Genomic DNA, 14,937 nt, shown 5'->3' with positions numbered 1-14,937 from the left:
CAGGTGCCCGGTGGGAAGCTCCCTATAAGCGGCTGCCCACCGTCTGGATTGGTGTGGCTCTCACATGGCTTGCCTCCCACCGGTCACCGTGCAGGGAGTGGCTGAAGAGGGGTCTGCCCCAAGCTCGTACTAGCGGTGCCCTCCCGCACGGACACCAAGGTTCGCGCATACGGGAGGCACGGCGATGACCGTCATCATCGGGATGGACCCACACAAACGCTCGGCCACCATCGAAGCCATCGACCCGACCGGACGGATACTACTGACCGGTCGATACAGCACCGACAACGCCGGATACTCGGAAATGCTCACTGCTGCACAACGATTCACCGATCGGGTCTGGGCGGTCGAAGGCTGCAACGGCATCGGCCGTCACCTGGCACACCGCCTCGTTCACGACGGCGAATCCGTGATCGACGTGCCCGCGAAACTGTCAGCGCAGGTGCGGGTCTTCGCCACCGGCAACGGCCGCAAAACCGATCCGGTCGACGCCCACTCCGTCGCGTTGGCCGCGTTGCATTCCCCGAATCTGCGTCGCGTCCAAGCCGATCCGGACCTGATCGCGCTGGGCATGCTCGCCGATCGCCGCGACGAACTCGGCCGCGCCCGCACCGAAACCCTCGGCCGGCTGCACCGGCTGCTGCTGGAATTGATCCCCGGCGGCGCCAAGGTGTTTCTCTCCGCCCGCCAGGCCCGGGAGTTGATCGCCCCGATCGCGCCCTCGGACGCGGCCGTCCGGGTCCGGTTGCGGCTGGTCGTCGAGCTGATCGACGACCTGGAAACCATCGACCGCAAAATCAGGACCGCCGACAAAGAGCTGCGGCAACTGGTCATCGAACGCGGATGCACCCTGATGGACCTGCACGGGATCGGACCGTCCTCCGCGGCAAGGCTTTTAGCCGACGTCGGCGATATCCGGCGGTTTCGGGACCGGGATCGGTTCGCGTCCTGGAACGGCACCGCGCCCCTGGACGCCTCCTCCGGAGATCAGAAAAGGCATCGACTTTCGCGCGCCGGGAACCGAAAGATCAACCGGGTCCTGCACATCATGGCCATCGTCCAACTGCGCAACCGCACACCCGGGCGCGCCTACTACGACCTACGCAAGACCGGCGGCAAGACCTCGATGGAAGCCCTGCGCGCACTCAAACGCCGACTCTCCAACGTCATCTACACGCGGATGCTCGCCGACCAACGACGTCGTGAATTAGCAGGCCCGGGAGGGCAATCGGGAACGACTCCTGGCTCCAGCGCGACCGGCTTCAACCCGCATACCGATCCTTCGGACAAGCCACATCCCGGACCCGTCATCCAGGCTAACCCCGCCCCCACACCCACGTCTTGACATAGAGGGGAGGCATGTGCGGATGTCGAGTCACCTATCAGGCAACAGTGATGTGCGCGAGATATCGTTTACGGCCATGCCGAGTTGGGACATTGTCGTGACCGTGGGCGACGAGGATCGACTCACGCTGCTCGAGGCTGCCGACGCGGCTGGGATGAGCCTGGAAGCCTACTTGTCCTGGTGCGTTCGGATACTCGCCATGCAAGCCCGCCCCGGTGGTGACAAGCGGGCTGCATTGCCGGGGCAGGCACGGCCCGGCAGGTCGGTGCCCGATGAGGACGACGGATCAGAAGCTGCCGCGTGGGCGGAGACGTTCACCCAGCGCTTATCTCATCGAGCGGACCGGAAACCCGAGGTGTGAACCTACACTTTCGGCTGGCACCGCGCGGGTCGCGGCTAGTTGAGTGCGTTTGCGGCTCAGATTGTGATGACGTTGACTGCCAGTGCGGTCAGGACGGCGAGCGCGCGTGTCTGTTCGAAGCGTTGTCGGTCGGCTGGTGGCCGCAGTGTCGCGTACAACGAGATGAACAGGTAGACCAGTACCGGTGCCAGCCAGTCGTTGGCTGAGAAGTGTGGTAGGCCGTCGTCGTTGAGTTGCGGCATGTTGGCGCTGGTTCGCCAGAGGTAGACCGCGGCACCGGTGGCGAGGCCGGTGCCGAGCACGTCGATCCAGGCGTCGCGGCCCAGCCGCCAGACGGCGAAACCGGTGGTGAGGGCGGCCGTGATCGCCGCGGTGAGCAGGATGTGCAGGTGGCTGAATACTGGCCCGGTAGCCGCGACGGTCACGAGGTCCTCGGTTTGCGAGTGGTGGAACGCTTGTGGCTGGGGCTATTTCGCGGGTGCGAGGTTGGTGGCGTCGAGGGCCGGGCGCAGTGCCTTGGCCAGTGTGACGGCGTCGTCGACGGCCCAGTAGTGCAGGAAGAACAGGTGCGGGTCGTCGGAGAGCATGTGGTTGTGGACCTCGACGACGTCGATGCCGCCCTTGCACAGGGCTTCGATGACCTTGTTGACTTCTGTTGCGGTCAGGGCGAAGTCGCCGTTGATGGCGGCCTTGCCCTCGCCGACGGGTTGGAAGTTGACGACGGTGGTGACGCCGAAGGTCGGCGGCAGGACGTGGCCGTTCTCGCTGATGGTTTCCGCGCGGGCGAGGGTGTATTTGAACAGCCCGCCGTCGGCGGTGCCCTTGCGGCCCAATGCTGCGTCCACTGCGGCGGTGTCGATGTCGACCGGCGGCTGCTGGGCCGGGGGCGCGGCGGCAGGCGGGATGGCGGTGGTGTCGAGGGCCGCTTTCAGACCCTGGGCGAGTTTGGCCGGGTCGCCCGTGCCTTCGATGTGGGTCCACCAGATCTGTGGGGATTGTTCGAGGAGGTGTTTGTGCAGGGCGGTCTGTTGAATGCTGTTGGCCTGCAAGGCGTCGGTGAGCTTGGGTAACTCGGCTTCGGTGACGACGAGGTCGCCCATCACCATGGTGCCGTCGTCGAATTTGCCGAACGCGGCATAGCCGCCCAGCGACAGGCCCGGTTTGATCTGCACACCACCGGTGGTGACCTGCAGGTCGGAGCGGACCAGCGGGATGCGATAGACGGTGTTGCTGTCACCGAATTTGCCTGTGCGGCCGAGGATATCGCTGACAGCCTTCCAATCGGCGTCGGTGGTGGCGACGGGTTTGTGGCTGCCGCCCATCGGCATACTCATCGACGTAGTGCTCGAATTGTTGCCGCCGTTGTTCGAACAGCCTGCCGTCACGGTGACGGCGAGCAGTGCGGTCAGGATCGCCACACGTCGGACGGATCCACTGACGGGAGTGCGCATGAGATGTCCTGTCGCCGTTGCGGGTACGGGTTAGGTGGTGGGTTCGAATTCCCAGAGCGAGGGCCCGCCGTCGGGTGCGCCCTTCGGGATTGGAAAGTAGGAGTGACGGGTGGTCGGGTCGAGAGCGAGGGTGTGCGCGCCGTCGGCGAGGTGCTTCGCCCCTGCCGCGGTGGTGTGACCCTCACGGCGGTCGAACACGCTCACCCAGCCGCTTTCGGAGGCGACGTACACCCGCTGCGCGCTCGCGTCGTAGGCGAGGACGTCGGGTGTCTGGCCGACGCTGTTGTGGTCGAGGATCTGGTGCCGGGCGAGGTCGACGGTGATCAAGGTGGCGCTGTCCTCGCAGCCGACGAACATCAGCTGATACGCGTTGTCGAGGGCCTGCCCGTGCGGACCCTGGCAGCCCGGTGTCGGGATGCGGTCGGTGACGGTGAAGGTATCCGGCGCGATCACCGCGAGCTCGCCGCTGCCTTGCACCGCGACGACCATCCTGTCGGTGGCCGGGTCGTAGACGACATTGCCGACCTCGCCACCCAAAGCCACTGGGGCACGCACGTTTCCGGTGTCGGCGTCGACCACGGTCTCGCTGCCGGCCCGCTCGTTGGTCGTCCACACCGCGCCGCGTACGGGGTCGTAGGCCAGGCCGTCGGGATAGTCGCCGGTCGGAGCGGTGAACGCCACCGCGCCGGTGTCCTCGTCGAAGGCCACGACCTGGTTGCGGCCGGTGACCGTCGCATAGACCCGATGTTTGCCGGGCACGACCAGAACGCCGTGCACGTCAGGGGTATCGGGGAGGGTGCGCACCACTCGATGTGCGCGGACGTCGACCTCGATCAATTGCCCGGCTCCCATATGTGCCAGGAACAACAACCCGCGCCCGGGATCGAGACTGATGTAGTCGAAACGCGCCGAGCCGCCGGTCAAAGCAAGCTCCCCGACCTTGTGTAGCGGTAGATCGCCGCTGGTCGTGGACGGTGCCTGCGACGCGGTGCACCCGGCCGCCAGTATCGCGATGGCGGCCACCGTCGCCACCTGCCGCATCGACCCCACCGCACCGCCTCCCTCTCCCCGGGAATGTAACCGTGGTTGCGAGACTACGATAGTGGTTTCACGCGGGCAGCACACGGGAGGTTCAATGCTCGACCAACGACCCGGCACGCCGGGCGAGTGGGTGATGCTGTCCTACCGGATGCCGCGCGACCCTTCCACGCGGCGGATCGCGGTCTGGCGCAAGCTCAAAGCCCTCGGTGTCGGGCAGATCTCCGACGGCCTGGTCGCCCTGCCCGCCGACGCCCGCACCCGCGAGCATTTGGAATGGATCGCCGAGGAAGTCCTCGAGGCCGAGGGCAGCGCGTCGTTGTGGATCGCCCGCCCCACCACCCTGGCCACCGAACGCGCCCTGGCCGCGAGCATGGCCGAGGCCCGCGCCGCCGAATATGCCGCCCTCACCGCCGAAGCCGCGGCCGCACCGGCCTCGGTGACCGCGCGGCAGTCGCTCGCGCGACGCCTGCGCACCGAACTGCGTCGCATCCAACGTCGCGATTACTTCCCGCCCGCCGAACGAGAGAAGGCCGTGTCCGCCATCGAATCCCTTGCCATGCTGGATGTTTCACGGACCAAGCGGGTGTCGTCGTGAAGTGGGCGACCCGTGCCGGTATTCACATCGACCGGGCCGCGTGTGCGTGGCTGCTCCGCCGGCACGTCGACCCGGACGCCGAGTTCGTGTTCGTCGGCGACCCGAGCGAACTGCCCGCCGACGCGACCGGTTTCGACATGCGCGGGGTGGAGCTGTCGCATCACGGCGGAGATTGCAGCTTCGAAACCATCCTGCGCCGCTACGACCTACACGACCCGGTGCTGTGGAAACTGGCCGCCATCGTGCACGAGGCCGACCTCGACGACGAACGCTACGACGCCCCCGAGGCCCCCGGCCTCGACACCGTGCTGCGCGGCCTGTCGATGATCTGCACCGACGAACGCATCCTCGAACTCACCGGACCGATGTTCGATGGGCTCTACGAATTCCACCGCCGCGCCACCCTGCTCGGACGCGAACCAGCCTGACCGTACCTACCCGAGACACCCTGGGGCCGCCCGCCCATACGTGGGCGGCCCCGATTGCTTTCCGTGAATGACCCCACATCGAATAATTGATGCAACCATGGTTACATTCCTCGCATGAGTGACGCAGGATCGCCGACAGGCCATGACGCCTCGACCGGAGCCACCCCGGCAAACCAGGTCGGATTCGGCAGTGTCCTGGCCTATTTCCTGAAACTGGGAGCCGTCGGGTTCGGCGGACCGATCGCCGTGGTCGGCTACATGCAGCGCGACCTGGTGGAGAAACGCGCATGGATGAACCGTCAGGACTTCCTCGACGGCGTCGCCCTCGGGCAGACCATGCCCGGCCCGCTCGCCGCGCAGGTCGCCATGTGGGTGGGGTTCATGCGCCGCGGCGCACTCGGAGCCGCCGCGGTCGCCGGGGCTTTCATCGCACCCTCGTTCCTGATGGTGGTCGCCGTCGGCGCGATCTACGCCCGCTACTCCGGACTCACTGTCGTGCAGTCGCTGTTCTACGGCATCGCACCTGCGGTGATGGCCATCATCACCCTCGCCGCGATCAACCTGGTCAAAATGACCGACCGCAAAGACTGGCGACTATGGACGATCAGCGCGGTCATCTTCGTACTCACCGCGGTGACCGGCACCGAACCGATCCTGGTCATCATCGGAGCGGGATTGCTGATGATCACCCTCGACGCCCGACCAGACCTGGCGGCTTGGCGGCGTCGGCGTAAAGCCGTTGCTACCGAGGATGACTCGGAGCCGGAGGCCGAGGACCGAGGAGATCGTGGTGAGGCTCGGCCATGCCGATGCTGCTCGGCCTCGGCGCGCTGGCCGGGGGCGGCACCCTGACCGCGCTCGGCTTGTTCTTCCTCAAAACTGGTGCGGTCGTGTTCGGCTCGGGCCTGGCGATCGTGCCGTTCCTGCGCGATGGCGTTGTCCACCAACATCATTGGCTCACCGACGGCCAATTCCTGGATGCGGTTGCCATGGGTCTGATCACCCCGGGCCCGGTCGTGATTACCGCCGGATTCATCGGCTACCTCGTCGGCGGGCTGACCGGTGCCATAGTCTCCACCATCGCCATCTTCATCCCTATCTACCTCGGCGTCGTCGTCCCCGGCCGCTGGTTCCTGAGCCACCGCGACAACCCACAAATCCGCGCCTTCGTCACCGGCGCGACCGCAGCCGCCGCAGGAGCCCTCTCCGGAGCCGTGGTAGTCCTAACGCGAGAGGCGGTAACCGACTGGATCACCGCCGCCATCGCCCTGACCACCCTCGGCGTGCTGTGGCGATTCAAAATCAAGGAACCCTACGTCGTACTCGCCGCAGGCATCCTCGGACTGCTCCTGCACTGACTACGAGCGAAACGAGCCCGTTCGGACGCACGACATTCGGCAGGACAGTGCGTTCGGTCGCCGCTGGGGGCGGCGGGCTCGAGATCAAACCGGTCTGCCCCAGCGATCTTCAGGGCCAGCCGTTTGGCCGTTTCGAACCGCGCGGGTCGCGGCACTATGGTGCGTTCTAGTCGATGAGTCCCGCCGTTGCAGGCCGCGGGAGTGTGACTTAAAAGCGCGCCATTGACGGCCGCTAGTTGTGGTCGAGAGCTTCTTGTACAGCGTGCACGCTGTCATAGGTTTTCACCCTCGGCCATGGTGGTCGCTCGGGCGAACCACGCCATGTCAGGTGAACCAGAGCCCAGATGCGGCCCTCCAGCAGCAACAGAATGTCATCGGTAGATTCCGACTGACCGACCACCGCCGCCCGATGTCCGAACAGTTGGTGATCGGGTGAAAGCTCGGCCGCCAGCTCCCGCTCAACTGCCCGCCGTCGACGTTCCACTTCATCGTCGTCGCCACGCAGGTCCAGCCAGCTGCTCGGCAGGCTCGGATACCCAGACCATCTATCCATGGCCAACAGCGTTCCACGACGCCATCCCTAATTCATCGAGGCTCAGCTGTAACCACCGCCCGTTGGCCTTTGACGGACTCGGCGGCCATGTCGAACCGCCCGGGTCGCGGCAATTGAGTGCGTTCGTCTCGATGAGTCGGTGTGCGCCTGCTCGGCGAGTCACTGTCGTTCTGCGTTGCTACATTGGCGGCCGCTATGTGGAAGGAAGTGACTGTGGCCGAGGACGACTGGGCACTGCTGCAAGCTGACATCCCTCGGGTGTTGTATCCGGACTGGGATGACAACGGGGAGATCGTGTGGCCGCAGGCCGACGAGAGCGTGCAGCTGCACGATACCGCCAGCCGACAGCGGATCCTGTTCTGCCCGGACGGGAAGGGTATTGGTGTCACGGTGTCGATTCCCGATGACAGAGGTGTCGCCGCCCGGCTACGGGCGGTACTGCAATCGCAGCGGACAGCCTCGTTGTCGCTGGTGCGCGATTACGAGACCGGCGGTATGCGGCCAATGGAACAAGCAGTGTGGGAGCCGCTGCCGGGGTCCGCGCGGGCTGCTGAGGAAGCCGACCGGATCGGCGAGCGAGGCGATGGTCCTGCCGAGCTTGCCCGTGAGTGGCGAACGGGCTGGCGGCACAACGCGGCTTACCGCGATGAATTCGCCGCGGCGATCGTTGCCGTTCTTCGGGATGGGCTTGGCAGCAGACCGGCCGACCTCCGGGTTTGTGCCTTCAACGACGAAGGACCCACCGAGCCTCCGCGGCTGGGAACCGTCGTTCCCGATCGGCCGACGAAGCGAGGCGTGCCCGCCCAATGCTCGAGTTGGGACGACCTCGCTGAGCGGATGGGATGGGTACTGACGACGCTGCCGCTCTTGGGTTACCTCGACCTCTCGGTCCCAGGGACGCCGCTGTCGATTCAGTTGTCCAAGAGCGGGAATGCTCACCTAGTTCGTGGCGTGTTCTGGAACGAGAAACAGAGCGGCCCAGGTTCGCAGGAGCTGCAAGATCGGATGACCACGCTCGGGTGGCAGTGGGGCGCGATGAACTGGAGCACCCCCAAAGCCGGGAGTGGCACCGCGAATCCAACGGTGCACAGTCTCACGGAAGTGACGATCGCGACCTTGCGAACAATCTGCGGAGTTGCGGATCCGAACGTACTTGTGTCCAGGGGTTTTGTAAACGGTGCACCTGTCGTAGAGCTGCCTTATGTCGCTACGGAGCTGGGCCTCGCCCAGGCCTGACCCGCAGCGACTACGGAGGGACTCAACCGGTGTCGCCTTCGCCAGCGGGCGACACCTATGAACTGCCATCGGCAGCATGTTCGTCGACGACACACTCAACTCGGCTACTTAGAGAATGGTGGTAGGGCTGGGTCCTGGCCAGGGCCTGGTCCAGGTGCCCGGTGGGATGCTCTCCAATGCGGCTGCCCGCCAGCTGGACCGGTGTGGCTCACTCATGGCTTGCCTCCCGCCGGGTGCCGTGCGGGAGTGGCTGAAAAGGGGCATGCCCTGGCTCGAAGTAGCGGTGCCCTCCCCGTCACGGACACCGAAAACCTGCGTCGGGAGGAACAGACGATGACCGTCATCATCGGCATGGATCCACACAAACGCTCGGCCACCATCGAAATCATCGACCCCACCGCCACGGTCCTGACCAGCGGCAGATACACCACCGACAAACCCGGATACGACGAAATGCTCACCACAGCACGGCGATTCACCGACCGGCTATGGGCGATCGAGGGATGCAACGGCATCGGCCGCCACCTGGCACACCGACTGATCCACGACGGGGAAACCGTGATCGACGTGCCCGCCAAGCTCTCCGCGCAGGTGCGGGTCTTCGCCACCGGCAACGGCCGCAAAACCGATCCCGTCGACGCCCACTCGGTCGCGCTGGCCGCACTACGCGCACCGAACCTGCGGCGCATCACCGCCGATCCGGAACTGATCGCCTTGGGTTTACTCGCCGACCGCCGCGAGGAACTCGGCCGCGCTCGCACCCAAACCGTCAACCGCATCCATCGACTACTGCTGGATCTGCTGCCCGGCGGGGCGAAGAAGTTCCTCTCCGCCATGCAGGCCCGCGCCCTGCTCACCACGATCACCCCAGCCGATCCGGTCGCACGGGTCCAGAAACGACTGGTCACCGAGCAGATCGACGAACTCGAAACCATCGACAGCAAGATCAAAGCAGCCGACAAAGAGCTGCGAGGCCTGGTCTGCGACCGCGGCTCGACGTTGATGGACCTCAACGGCATCGGGCCCTCCAGCGCCGCAAGACTTCTCGCCGACACCGGCGATATCCACCGCTTCGCGACCCGCGACCGGTTCGCGACCCGCGACCGGAACCGCGCCCTTGGATGCCTCCTCCGGAGACCAGAAACGCCATCGGCTATCGCGCTCGGGCAACCGCAAGATCAACCGGGTGCTCCACATCATGGCCGTGGTCCAGCTCCGCCACGCCACCCCCGGTCGCGCCTACTACGACCGCAAAAGACTCGCCGGCAAGACCTCGATGGAAGCAATGCGAGCACTCAAACGACGACTGTCCAACAGCGTCTACACACGCATGCTCGCCGACCAGGACAGACGCGAATTAGCAGGCCCGGGAGGGCAATCGGGAACGACTACACACTCCAGCGCGACCGGCTCCAACCCGCACACCGATCCTTCGGACAAGCCACATCCCGGACCCACCCAACAGAGTAACCCCGACACCCGAATCAGGTCTTGACCTAAAGGGGCGCCATGAGCGTGCGTTCGGGGGGTGTGCTCGGCTTAGTGGACACGGTGGCCGGCTATGTCAGAGTTCGCTGATGTCGATCGGGCGGTTGGGGAACTTGCCGGCTGCGCGGTCGCTCCGAGCTGGTCTCGCAGCGGCGCGGGGATCGGTGTCGAGGGGTCAGTGGTCTTCGGGGTCGGCGAAGAAGGCGCGGATGTCGCCTGCCAGGAGATCCGGGCGTTCCAGGGCTGCGAAGTGGCCGCCCTCCTCGAAGCGGCTCCAGTGCACGATGTTGGTATTGTCGCGTTCGGCGAAGACCCTGATCGTCTGGAAGTCGTCCTTGAAGACCGCGACGCCGGTGCGGGCGTTGCTCGTCCGCGGTTGGGCCTGCGCACGTGCGTTTTCCAGATAGCTGCGGCTCATCCCGGACGCCGCGTTGGCGAACCAGTTCACGGTCAGCTCGAGCAGGACCTTCTCCAGCGGTACGAGGGAGGTGCCGTTGCCGAAGTTGTTGAACAGCTCGCTGTAGGCGAGCAGCCCGATCGGTGAGTCGCTGAGACCGGCTGCCACGGTCTGCGGGCGGGAGGCGTTCATCGTGTTGTAGCCGCCGACCGACTGGAACCACTGCATGTGTGCGAGACCGGCGTGGTCCGCGGGCTCCAGACGCTCGAATTCGGCCGGGTCACCGGACGGGAAGGAGAACAGCTGTAGAACGTGCAGTCCGAGGAATCCGTCCGGGTTCAGCAGCCCCAGCTCCCTGGCGACCATCGCGCCGTTGTCCGAGCCGTGGATGCCGTAGCTGTCATAGCCCAGGTCACGCATCAGGCGGTCGTACGCCTCGGCCACTCGGGCAGTCGTCCAGCCTGCCTCGGCGAGAGGTTGGGAGAAGCCGTAGCCCGGCGCGTCCGGGATGACGACGTCGAACGCGTCCTGCGCGCGCCCGCCGTGTGCGACCGGGTCGACGAGGCGGTCGATCAGGTCGAGGTAGTCGACCGACGAGCCGGGGTAGGTGTGCGCGAGCAGCAGCGGGGTGGCGTCGGGGTGGGCGGAGCGGACGTGGATGAAATGGAAAGTCTGGCCGTCGATCTCGGTGGTGAAGTGCGGCACGGCGTTGATCCGCGCCTCGGCGGCGCGCCAGTCGAAGGCGCGCCAGGCTTCGAGCGCCTCGCGCAGGTAGGAGTTCGGGGTGCCCGCATCCCAGTCGTCGACCGGGCCCGGCTGCGGCAGCCGGGTGCGAGCGAGCCGGTCGTGCAGGTCAGCGAGCTCTGCGTCGGTGACGGCAACGGTGAAAGGACGCAAGTCGAGGGAAACGGCGATCTCTGTACTCATGATCACGAGCATCGTCAGGCGGAGGCGAGGCCGGTAGTGCCCGTGTGCACCGGTTGATATGTGGATTGCGCGGCGGCACATGCAAAATGCATAATCCGCAGCTGAGGATGCATGGGGCGGAGGTTTGGGTGAGAAGGTGGCCGCGCCCCGAGTGGGTGCTCGTCGGTGGGCTGCTGTTGCTGGGGGTGATCGGCCGGGTCGGCAGCATGATGGACAACCTCGCGAATCCGGTTTGGCCGCTGTGGGTTCCGGTCTTCGGAGCGGCAGTGATCTGCGCGGCGTTCGCGGTGCTGGCGCTGATCATGGTGCGCTGGTGGCGGCCGCGAGTGCTGCTGGTTCCGCTCACGCTCCTCGTCTACGGTCCGTACGCGATCATCGGGGAGATCTGGGGTCCGCTGTCCGGCGTGCTCGGGGCGGCTCTGCTACTGACCCTGTCCGCGCCGGTCTCCTGGGTCCTGACCGCCGCGGCCGTGGCCGCCGAACTCGCGTTGATCCACCGGCCGGGCAACGTCCCGCCGTTCTGGCTGCTCGGCATCGTGATGATCATCGGAATCAACGTGTCCATCATCCATTTCGCGCCCGTCTACATGGCACGACAGCTCGACGAGATGGACCGGGAGCGGGAATGGCTCGCGGCGCATGCCGTCGCCGCCGAACGCCGGCACATGACGGCGCGGCTGAGTCGCACGCTGGGGGCCGATCTGATGACGATCCTGCGCGCGCTGCGGGAAACCCAGCAGGCCCCGAATCGCGCCGGACTCGAGCGCGTAGCGGAGCTCAGCCGCGCCGCCATGGGCAGTGCCCGGTCGGTCGCCGATGCGCACCACGTCGAACCCGCTCCGCCGCCCCCGGAGCAGCGCACCGCGCTCTCCGCACGTCTGGCCTGGTGGTTCTTCGTCATTGTGCTGGTTGATCATTCGGTGATCGTGCTGTTCGACATAGCGACCTACAGCACCGCGTACCCGCCGATCTGGCTGCTGTGCGCCTTGATCGGTGTGTCGGGAGCCCTCCAGCTGTATCACGGTGCGCCCCGGCCCGATGGGTCCACACCCCGAGCCTGGCGCTGGACCTTGCCGATCCACCTGGCGCTCGGACTGTCGATGATCTTCCTGCCGGTGTACCCATCGTCGGACGTGCTGACCCCGCCCATCGTCCTGGTATTGGGCGCGTGTGTGGTCCGGATCCGAGATGCCCGGGCGTGGGCGATTCCCGCACTGGCGACCGTATTGTTTCCCCTGGCACTCCCCGCGGGTTCTTCCTTCGGATCGATGCTGTACTGGTCTTGTGCGCCATTCGTGTCGGCCATCCTCGTCTACTCGCTGTGCCGAATACCGCCGGTGACACGCCAACTCGCGGAGACTCGTGCCCAGGCGGCCCGGACGGCGGTGGTCGCCGAGCGGTTGCGCGTCGCACGGGATGTGCATGATCTGCTCGGGCGCGCCTTGGCGAGCATCACGCTGAAGGCCGAGCTGGCCGCCCGGCTGCTCGAGCGCGACGCCGACGCCGCGCGCGCCGAAGTCGCCGAGCTGGCCCCGTTGGCGGACACCGCGCTGTCCGAACTTCGCGCCATTCCCGACGGCATCACCCGGGCGTCCTTCGCCGAGGAGCTGACGAGCGCGCGCGGCGTCCTCGAGGCCGCCGGATCCCAAGTCACGGTGGAACATTCGCCCACCCCGGCGGCCCATGATCAGCTCCTGGCGGTGGTGCTGCGTGAGGCCGTCACCAATGTCGTACGCCACTCACGTGCCGAGCGGACCTCGATCCTGCTCACCACCGACGAGGGCGGGACCCGACTGCACGTCACCAACGACAATCCGACCCCCGCGGGCGAGGACGGGCGGACGGGAACCGGCCTGACCAACCTCACCATGCGGCTCACCGCCGCGGGCGGCCGCCTTACCGCGGATCGTGGACCGTACACCTTCACCCTGACGGCCGCCTTGCCGGTCGATCAGAGCCAACCGGCTTCGCTCGCAATCTGAATCGCGTCCACCCGACTGCGGGCACCCAATCTGTCCACAGCCGACGCCAGATAGTTGCGGACCGTTCCATAGGTCAGGTGTAACGTCGCGGCGACCTCGCGGGGCGTCGCGCCGGTGGCGGTCAACCGCAGCACGTCGACCTCCCGGGTGGTCAAGGGGCAGTCCGCCACTTCCAGCGCGGCATAGGCCAGGTGCGGATCTATCACTCGACCCCCTTGCGCCACTGTACGAATCGCGTTCACCAGTTCGTCCGGCCGGGAATCCTTGAGCATGAATCCCGCCACGCCCGCCGCGATTCCACGGCGCAAATTCCCGGGTCGCCCCATCCCGGTCAGGATCAGCACCCGGCACGACGGCAGCGATTCCGCAAGCCGCGCAGCCGCTTCCAACCCGTCCCCGCCGGGCAACTCGATATCGAGCACGGCCACCTCGGGCCGGCACTCCAAGGCCGCCGCCAGCACCGCGTCCCCCCGCTCGACCTCCGCCACGACCTCGATATCGCCCTCGAGTTCCAGCAATCGGACCAGCGCCGCCCGCAACATCCGTACGTCCTCCGCCACCAACACACGCACCACGGGTTTCACCGTACCGACGCCGAGCAGCGGTGGGCTGTGCGAACCAAGCGATACCCGCGCACAACGTTGTCGGGTGGTTCATTCAAGGTCATTCATCGAAGCGTATTCGGCGGCACAGCAGTGGAATTCGACAACCGTGAAGCCTGGGCGAAGGTTGACCAGTTCCTGGTACCCGGCTGTAGCGGCCGAAGGGGTGCTCTGCGCGCCAGTGGTGGCCGTGTCGCGCCTGCAGCCTGCAATTTGTGAGATCTACACTGACCGTTGGCCTTTGGTTATAGCCGGGGCGCACGACGCTGTGTCGCAGATACCGATTCGACGACCGATTCAGCTGGTACGGGCTGTTGGCTAGCCTGCGAACGCCATTCGTTTCGGTGGCGAAGAGATATTTGGAGAACAGAAGATGGCAAACGGCCACGCCCGGTGGGGGCTCGGTACCAGGGGACTCACGAAGAACCCGAACAGTGCGCGCCGAGTAGGGATGGGAATCGCGGGTCTCGCAGTATTGGCTGCGGCACCTGTGCTGGGCGTTCACACTGCGTCGGCAGACATCACCGGAACTGGGATAACCGTGCAGGGCACCACGTTCCAGGTCGGGCAGTCTTACCAGGTCTGTGCCAAGCAAGACCTGTTTCGTCTGGTCAGCGGTCCACGGGTGACGCTGTACGACGGCACCCAGTCACTCGGTTTCCAAGTGTTCGACACATACAACTGGCCCGCTGACGGCGTCACGTTCTGTTTGCAGTGGACCCCTGCGGCTGTAGGCACGGTCAACATGCATGCCGAGTTCACATGGAACTCGACCGACCCTATGGGTGACATCATCCCGAACACCGCCGATACCGCCACGGTCGCCGTGCCGGTCACTGCTACCACTCCATCCACCACTACTCCACCGCCGACGACCACGACCGTCCCTCCAACTACTACGACCGTCCCCCCGACCACCACGACCACGGTTCCGCCGACGACGACTACGACCCCTGTGGCTGAATGGCAACAGAACGCGACGTACAAAGTCGGAGACGTCGTGACCTACGACGGTGTGCAGTATCGCTGCATCCAGGCCCATACCGCCTATGCCCCTAACTGGACCCCGCCGCTCACCCCGGCCCTCTGGCAACGTCTCTGACTGATTGACCTGCCTCGCACCAGAATCTCGAACTGATCCCGGTGCGAGGCAGGCCGGCGGGCCAGACACGG

General features: G+C 66.0%; 16 protein-coding genes and 1 pseudogene. 11 read left to right on the top strand and 6 right to left on the bottom strand.

The genetic code is table 11. From position 1 onward, the window contains the following. The first annotated feature begins 184 nt into the window (after nucleotides 1–184). Both VMT65_RS31695 and VMT65_RS31690 read left to right on the top strand, forming a co-directional pair. Nucleotides 185–1,345: an IS110 family transposase gene (locus VMT65_RS31695; RefSeq protein ID WP_326312200.1), complete on the top strand. Its 1,161-nt coding sequence runs from the start codon at nucleotides 185–187 to the stop codon at nucleotides 1,343–1,345. Between the two features lie 76 nt (nucleotides 1,346–1,421). After that, on the top strand, nucleotides 1,422–1,706 hold the full coding sequence (locus tag VMT65_RS31690; protein WP_326312199.1) for a hypothetical protein: 285 nt from the start codon (nucleotides 1,422–1,424) through the stop codon (nucleotides 1,704–1,706). A 56-nt stretch (nucleotides 1,707–1,762) separates the two neighbouring features. Here VMT65_RS31690 and VMT65_RS31685 read toward each other — a convergent pair whose 3' ends face one another. From VMT65_RS31685 to VMT65_RS31675, 3 genes are read right to left on the bottom strand one after another with little or no spacing between them, the layout of a single operon-like run. Then, on the bottom strand, nucleotides 1,763–2,131 hold the full coding sequence (locus VMT65_RS31685; RefSeq protein ID WP_326312198.1) for a hypothetical protein: 369 nt from the start codon (nucleotides 2,129–2,131) through the stop codon (nucleotides 1,763–1,765). A 42-nt stretch (nucleotides 2,132–2,173) separates the two neighbouring features. Then, nucleotides 2,174–3,157, bottom strand: coding sequence for a DUF1259 domain-containing protein (locus VMT65_RS31680; RefSeq protein WP_326312197.1), 984 nt, complete (start codon nucleotides 3,155–3,157; stop codon nucleotides 2,174–2,176). A 30-nt stretch (nucleotides 3,158–3,187) separates the two neighbouring features. Further along, on the bottom strand, nucleotides 3,188–4,198 hold the full coding sequence (locus tag VMT65_RS31675) for a YncE family protein (protein ID WP_326312196.1): 1,011 nt from the start codon (nucleotides 4,196–4,198) through the stop codon (nucleotides 3,188–3,190). A 94-nt stretch (nucleotides 4,199–4,292) separates the two neighbouring features. On the opposite strand from VMT65_RS31675, the gene VMT65_RS31670 reads away from it, so the two are divergent. From VMT65_RS31670 to VMT65_RS31655, 4 genes are all read left to right on the top strand, one after another. Beyond that, nucleotides 4,293–4,793 (top strand): Chromate resistance protein ChrB, encoded by a 501-nt coding sequence (locus VMT65_RS31670; protein ID WP_326312195.1) that lies wholly within the window; start codon nucleotides 4,293–4,295, stop codon nucleotides 4,791–4,793. After that, nucleotides 4,790–5,221: a chromate resistance protein ChrB domain-containing protein gene (locus VMT65_RS31665; RefSeq protein ID WP_326312194.1), complete on the top strand. Its 432-nt coding sequence runs from the start codon at nucleotides 4,790–4,792 to the stop codon at nucleotides 5,219–5,221. The genes VMT65_RS31670 and VMT65_RS31665 overlap by 4 nt, the downstream gene beginning before the upstream one ends. A 114-nt stretch (nucleotides 5,222–5,335) precedes the next feature. After that, entirely contained in the window at nucleotides 5,336–6,073 is a 738-nt protein-coding gene (locus VMT65_RS31660; protein WP_326312193.1) for a chromate transporter, read from the top strand. Then, complete coding sequence (locus VMT65_RS31655) at nucleotides 6,025–6,579, top strand: chromate transporter (RefSeq protein WP_326312192.1); 555 nt, start codon at nucleotides 6,025–6,027, stop codon at nucleotides 6,577–6,579. The genes VMT65_RS31660 and VMT65_RS31655 overlap by 49 nt, the downstream gene beginning before the upstream one ends. A gap of 232 nt (nucleotides 6,580–6,811) precedes the next feature. On the opposite strand, the gene VMT65_RS31650 is transcribed toward VMT65_RS31655, so the two are convergent. After that, nucleotides 6,812–7,132, bottom strand: coding sequence for a hypothetical protein (locus VMT65_RS31650; RefSeq protein ID WP_326312191.1), 321 nt, complete (start codon nucleotides 7,130–7,132; stop codon nucleotides 6,812–6,814). A gap of 141 nt (nucleotides 7,133–7,273) precedes the next feature. Here VMT65_RS31650 and VMT65_RS31645 point away from each other — a divergent pair, with 141 nt between their 5' ends. The 3 genes and pseudogenes from VMT65_RS31645 (at nucleotide 7,274) to VMT65_RS38505 (ending at nucleotide 9,863) form a co-directional block, all read left to right on the top strand. Continuing rightward, on the top strand, nucleotides 7,274–8,368 hold the full coding sequence (locus VMT65_RS31645; protein WP_326312190.1) for a TY-Chap domain-containing protein: 1,095 nt from the start codon (nucleotides 7,274–7,276) through the stop codon (nucleotides 8,366–8,368). Nucleotides 8,369–8,425: 57 nt separating this feature from the next. Then, nucleotides 8,426–9,451, top strand: a pseudogene (locus tag VMT65_RS31640) (IS110 family transposase); the annotation flags it as partial. Nucleotides 9,452–9,485: 34 nt separating this feature from the next. After that, a complete protein-coding gene (locus VMT65_RS38505) occupies nucleotides 9,486–9,863 on the top strand; it encodes a transposase (RefSeq protein ID WP_442790346.1) in 378 nt (125 codons plus the stop codon). Nucleotides 9,864–10,031: 168 nt separating this feature from the next. On the opposite strand, the gene VMT65_RS31635 is transcribed toward VMT65_RS38505, so the two are convergent. Then, nucleotides 10,032–11,180, bottom strand: a complete 1,149-nt coding sequence (locus VMT65_RS31635; protein WP_326312188.1) for an epoxide hydrolase family protein — start codon at nucleotides 11,178–11,180, stop codon at nucleotides 10,032–10,034. A 128-nt stretch (nucleotides 11,181–11,308) separates the two neighbouring features. Between VMT65_RS31635 and VMT65_RS31630 the strand changes: the two genes are divergently transcribed. After that, nucleotides 11,309–13,162 (top strand): sensor histidine kinase, encoded by a 1,854-nt coding sequence (locus VMT65_RS31630; protein WP_326312187.1) that lies wholly within the window; start codon nucleotides 11,309–11,311, stop codon nucleotides 13,160–13,162. Here VMT65_RS31630 and VMT65_RS31625 read toward each other — a convergent pair. Next, the gene (locus VMT65_RS31625; RefSeq protein ID WP_326312186.1) at nucleotides 13,132–13,737 is read right to left on the bottom strand and encodes a response regulator transcription factor; all 606 of its coding nucleotides are present in this window, start codon (nucleotides 13,735–13,737) and stop codon (nucleotides 13,132–13,134) included. The two genes, VMT65_RS31630 and VMT65_RS31625, sit on opposite strands and share 31 nt — an antisense overlap. A gap of 478 nt (nucleotides 13,738–14,215) precedes the next feature. On the opposite strand from VMT65_RS31625, the gene VMT65_RS31620 reads away from it, so the two are divergent. After that, on the top strand, nucleotides 14,216–14,866 hold the full coding sequence (locus tag VMT65_RS31620) for a carbohydrate-binding protein (protein ID WP_326312185.1): 651 nt from the start codon (nucleotides 14,216–14,218) through the stop codon (nucleotides 14,864–14,866). Nucleotides 14,867–14,937 lie beyond the last annotated feature (71 nt).

The organism is Nocardia sp. CDC153 (assembly GCF_035818515.1).
Taxonomy (GTDB): Bacteria; Actinomycetota; Actinomycetes; order Mycobacteriales; family Mycobacteriaceae; genus Nocardia.
This window is presented reverse-complemented; position numbering and strand designations above follow the sequence as displayed.

Coding starts and splice junctions, on each gene's coding strand:
- VMT65_RS31695 (WP_326312200.1), top strand. CDS start 185: ATGACCGTCATCATCGGGATGGACCCACACAAACGCTCGGCCACCATC.
- VMT65_RS31690 (WP_326312199.1), top strand. CDS start 1,422: ATGCCGAGTTGGGACATTGTCGTGACCGTGGGCGACGAGGATCGACTC.
- VMT65_RS31680 (WP_326312197.1), bottom strand. CDS start 3,157: ATGCGCACTCCCGTCAGTGGATCCGTCCGACGTGTGGCGATCCTGACC.
- VMT65_RS31675 (WP_326312196.1), bottom strand. CDS start 4,198: ATGCGGCAGGTGGCGACGGTGGCCGCCATCGCGATACTGGCGGCCGGG.
- VMT65_RS31670 (WP_326312195.1), top strand. CDS start 4,293: ATGCTCGACCAACGACCCGGCACGCCGGGCGAGTGGGTGATGCTGTCC.
- VMT65_RS31660 (WP_326312193.1), top strand. CDS start 5,336: ATGAGTGACGCAGGATCGCCGACAGGCCATGACGCCTCGACCGGAGCC.
- VMT65_RS31655 (WP_326312192.1), top strand. CDS start 6,025: ATGCCGATGCTGCTCGGCCTCGGCGCGCTGGCCGGGGGCGGCACCCTG.
- VMT65_RS31650 (WP_326312191.1), bottom strand. CDS start 7,132: ATGGATAGATGGTCTGGGTATCCGAGCCTGCCGAGCAGCTGGCTGGAC.
- VMT65_RS31635 (WP_326312188.1), bottom strand. CDS start 11,180: ATGAGTACAGAGATCGCCGTTTCCCTCGACTTGCGTCCTTTCACCGTT.
- VMT65_RS31620 (WP_326312185.1), top strand. CDS start 14,216: ATGGGAATCGCGGGTCTCGCAGTATTGGCTGCGGCACCTGTGCTGGGC.